This window comes from Rhizobacter sp. P1_G5 (assembly GCF_056405435.1).
The window spans coordinates 1-3,225 of record NZ_JBFUCB010000659.1 but is presented as its reverse complement, the minus strand read 5'-3'; the positions used below and the strand labels follow the sequence as shown (position 1 = coordinate 3,225).

3 protein-coding genes and 1 pseudogene are annotated in these 3,225 nt (G+C 72.9%); all 4 read left to right on the top strand.

All coding sequences use genetic code 11. The features are described 5' to 3' along the window. Positions 1-127: 127 nt before the first annotated feature. Positions 128-1,396, top strand: coding sequence for a type II secretion system protein GspL (gene gspL / locus AC1D12_RS28995; protein ID WP_047500224.1), 1,269 nt, complete (start codon positions 128-130; stop codon positions 1,394-1,396). After that, the gene (locus tag AC1D12_RS28990) at positions 1,393-1,935 is read left to right on the top strand and encodes a type II secretion system protein M (RefSeq protein ID WP_477844599.1); all 543 of its coding nucleotides are present in this window, start codon (positions 1,393-1,395) and stop codon (positions 1,933-1,935) included. Before gspL ends, AC1D12_RS28990 begins: the two co-directional genes overlap by 4 nt. Further along, entirely contained in the window at positions 1,935-2,855 is a 921-nt protein-coding gene (gene gspN / locus AC1D12_RS28985) for a type II secretion system protein N (protein WP_477844597.1), read from the top strand. The genes AC1D12_RS28990 and gspN overlap by 1 nt, the downstream gene beginning before the upstream one ends. 2 nt (positions 2,856-2,857) lie before the next feature. Continuing rightward, positions 2,858-3,225: pseudogene (locus AC1D12_RS28980) on the top strand (type II secretion system secretin GspD); the annotation flags it as partial.

Below are 3,225 nucleotides of genomic sequence, written 5' to 3'. Positions count from 1 at the left end.
TGACAAGCCCCGCCAGCGCCGCCACGCTGGCGCAGGAATTACTACAACAAGACACCGTAAGTCGTTGATTTCCTAAGGTTTGCGTGCGCCGAATGCCTACAATGCCGCAGCCAACATTGCGCCCCCCATGAGCACACTCGTCATCCAGATCCCGCCCCGTCCCCGGTTGCGCGCCAGCAGCCAGGCGCCGGCCGGCGCGGACGGCACGGGCACCGAGTACGTCTACGCGATGTCGCCGGACGGCCTGTCGATGGCCACGCACGGGCGTTGCGCCGCGTCGCTGCTGCCGAAGGCGAGCGTCGTCGTCGCGGTGCTCGCCGACACCGACGTCAGCTGGCACCGCATCACGCTGCCGAAGGCACCCGCCGCGCGGCTGCGCGCCGCCCTCACCGGCGTGCTCGAGGAAGCCCTGCTCGACGACGCCGAAGGCGTGCACCTGGCGGTGGCGCCCGAGGCCACCGCCGGCCAGCCGACCTGGATCGCCGCGGTCGACCGCCTGTGGCTCACCGGCGAGCTGGCCGCCCTCGAGAAGGCGCAGGTCTTCGTCGACCGCGTGGTGCCGGTGGCCTGGCCCGACGATCCGCCGACCGGCCACTTCGCCGAGAGCAGCGCCGATCCGCAGGCCGCCCGGGGCTCCGAAGGCGTCACGCTGAGCTGGGCGCACCACGACGGCGTCGCGCTCTTCAGCCTGCAGGGCACGCTCGCACGCGCGCTGCTGCCGCAACCGCTGCCCGAGGGCGCGCGCTGGAGCGCCACCCCGGCCGCCGCGACCACCGCCGAGCGCTGGCTCGGCAACCCGATCACCGTGATGACGCCGGCCCAGCGCGCGCTGCAGGCCTCGCGTTCGCTGTGGAATCTGCGCCAGTTCTCGCTCGCCCGCAAGAACCGCGGCACCCGCGCGATGCGCGACAGCTGGCGCAAGTTCCTGACGCCCGCGTGGCGGCCGCTGCGCTACGGATTGATCACGCTGGTCGTCGTGCAGCTGCTCGGCCTGAACCTGTGGGCCGCGCACCAGAGCTCGGCGATCTCGGCGCGCCGGCAGGCGATGGTCACCGTCGTGCAGACCGCCTACCCGCAGGTGCGCGCGGTGCTCGATGCGCCGGCCCAGATGCAGCGTGAGACCGACACCCTTCGGGCCGCTGCCGGCCGCCCTGGAGAAACCGATTTCGAGCCGATGCTGCAGGCGGCCGCCGCCGCGTGGCCGCCCGATCGCCCGCCGGTCGAGACGCTGAAGTACGAGCCCGGCAAGCTGACGCTCGCGGCCGCCGGCTGGAGCCCGCCGCAGATCGACCAGTTCCGCAACCAGTTGACACCCGCCGGCTGGCAGGTCGAGTCGGTCGATGGCCGGCTCACCATCAGCCGCGCCCCCGCCACGACGCCAGGACGCCCGCTGTGAGTACCGCCCGCAACGCTCGCCCTTCCCGCCCCTCGCGCCTGGCCCTGCCGGCGCCGCTGGCGGCCATCCGCACCCAGTTCCTCACGATGTGGAGCGGCCTGGCCGCGCGCGAGCGCATGGGCGCCGGCGCCGCGATGATCTGCGTCGGCATCCTGATCGTCTGGATGATCGCGGTCGCGCCGGCGTTGCGCGTCTTGCGCGAGGCCCCGGCCACGCTCGATGCGCTCGACGCCCAGCTGCAGTCGATGCAGCGCCTGGCCGGCGAGGTGCGCGAGCTGCGCGGTGTGGCGCCGGTGTCGCCGCAGCAGGCCGCCGAGGCGCTCAAGTCGGCCACCGACCGGCTCGGCGACAAGGGCAAGATCTCGGTGCAAGGCGATCGCGCGACGCTGACGCTGACCGGCGTCTCCGGCGAGAAGCTGCGCTCCTGGCTCGGCGAGGCGCGCAGCGGCGCGCGCGCRCGGCCGGTCGATGCGCAGCTGACCCRCGGCCCGCAGGGCTACGCCGGCACGATCCTCGTCAGCTTCGGGGGGGGCGCCTGATGGCCACCCGTCCGTTCCTGCGCCCGCTCGGGCGCAACGTGCCCAAGCGCGTCGGCAAGCGCCGCTTCGCCGCCAGCCTGAGCCCGTCGGCCTGGCAGGAGTCCACCTTCGCCGAGCTGGCCTGGGACCAGTCGCGCGGTGCCGCCGCGCGCTGGGGCATCGCCGGCACCGTGCTCGGCCTGCTGTTCGGGCTGGTCGCCTTTGCACCGGCAAGCTGGCTGGCCGGCGCGATCGAATCGGCCTCGGGCCAGCGCGTGCTGCTGGCCGATGCGCGCGGCACGGTGTGGTCGGGCAGTGCGGTCGTCGTGCTGACCGGCGGCCCCGGCAGCCGCGATGCCGCGGCGCTGCCGGGCCGGCTCGACTGGTCGCTCGGCCTGCGCGGGCTCGGCTTCGAGCTGGTGGCGCGCCAGGCCTGCTGCCTGAACGGCAACGTCGCGCTGCAGATCAAGCCCGGCTTCGGCCGCCTCTCGCTGACGCTGATGCCGCAGCCGGGCTGGACCGGCCAGTGGCCGGGCGCGCTGCTCGGCGGCCTGGGCACGCCGTGGAACACCTTGCAGCTCGRCGGCGCGCTGCGCCTGGTGTCGCCGGGGTTGAAGATGGAATGGGTGCAGGGCCGCTGGCTGATGGACGGCCGGGCCGATGTCGAGCTGATCGGTGCGGCGTCTCGCGTGTCGACGCTCGAGACGCTGGGCAGCTACCGCCTGTCGCTGACCGGCAACCCGGGCGGCGGTCCGTCGCAGCTGAGCCTGACGACGCTCGACGGCGCCCTGCAACTCTCGGGCAACGGCAGCATGGGCGCCAATGGCGTGCGCTTTCGCGGCGAGGCCCGTGCGAACAGCGGCGACGAAGCCGCACTGAGCAATCTGCTGAACATCATCGGGCGGCGCAACGGCGCCGTGTCCGTCATTTCGATCGGATGAGCATGAAAAAGCGCCATACCCCCCTGCTCCAGCCGCGACGCCCGCTCGTCGGCGCGCTGGTCGCCGCGCTGTTGACCACGAACCTCGGTGCGTTTCCGGTCGTGATGGCCCAGCAACCGGCATCGCCGGCACCGTCGCGCTTCAAGGGCGAGCCGGTCACCCTCAACTTCGTCAATGCCRACATCGAAGGCGTGTCACGCGCGATGGGCGCCATCCTGAAGCAGCAGTTCGTCGTCGACCCGCGCGTGAAGGGCACGATCACGCTGTTCAGCGAAGAGCCGATGACGCCGCGCGAGGCCTACCTGAACTACCTCGCCGCGCTGCGCGGCCTGGGCTTCACGGTGGTCGAGGTCGGCGGGCTGTTCAAGGT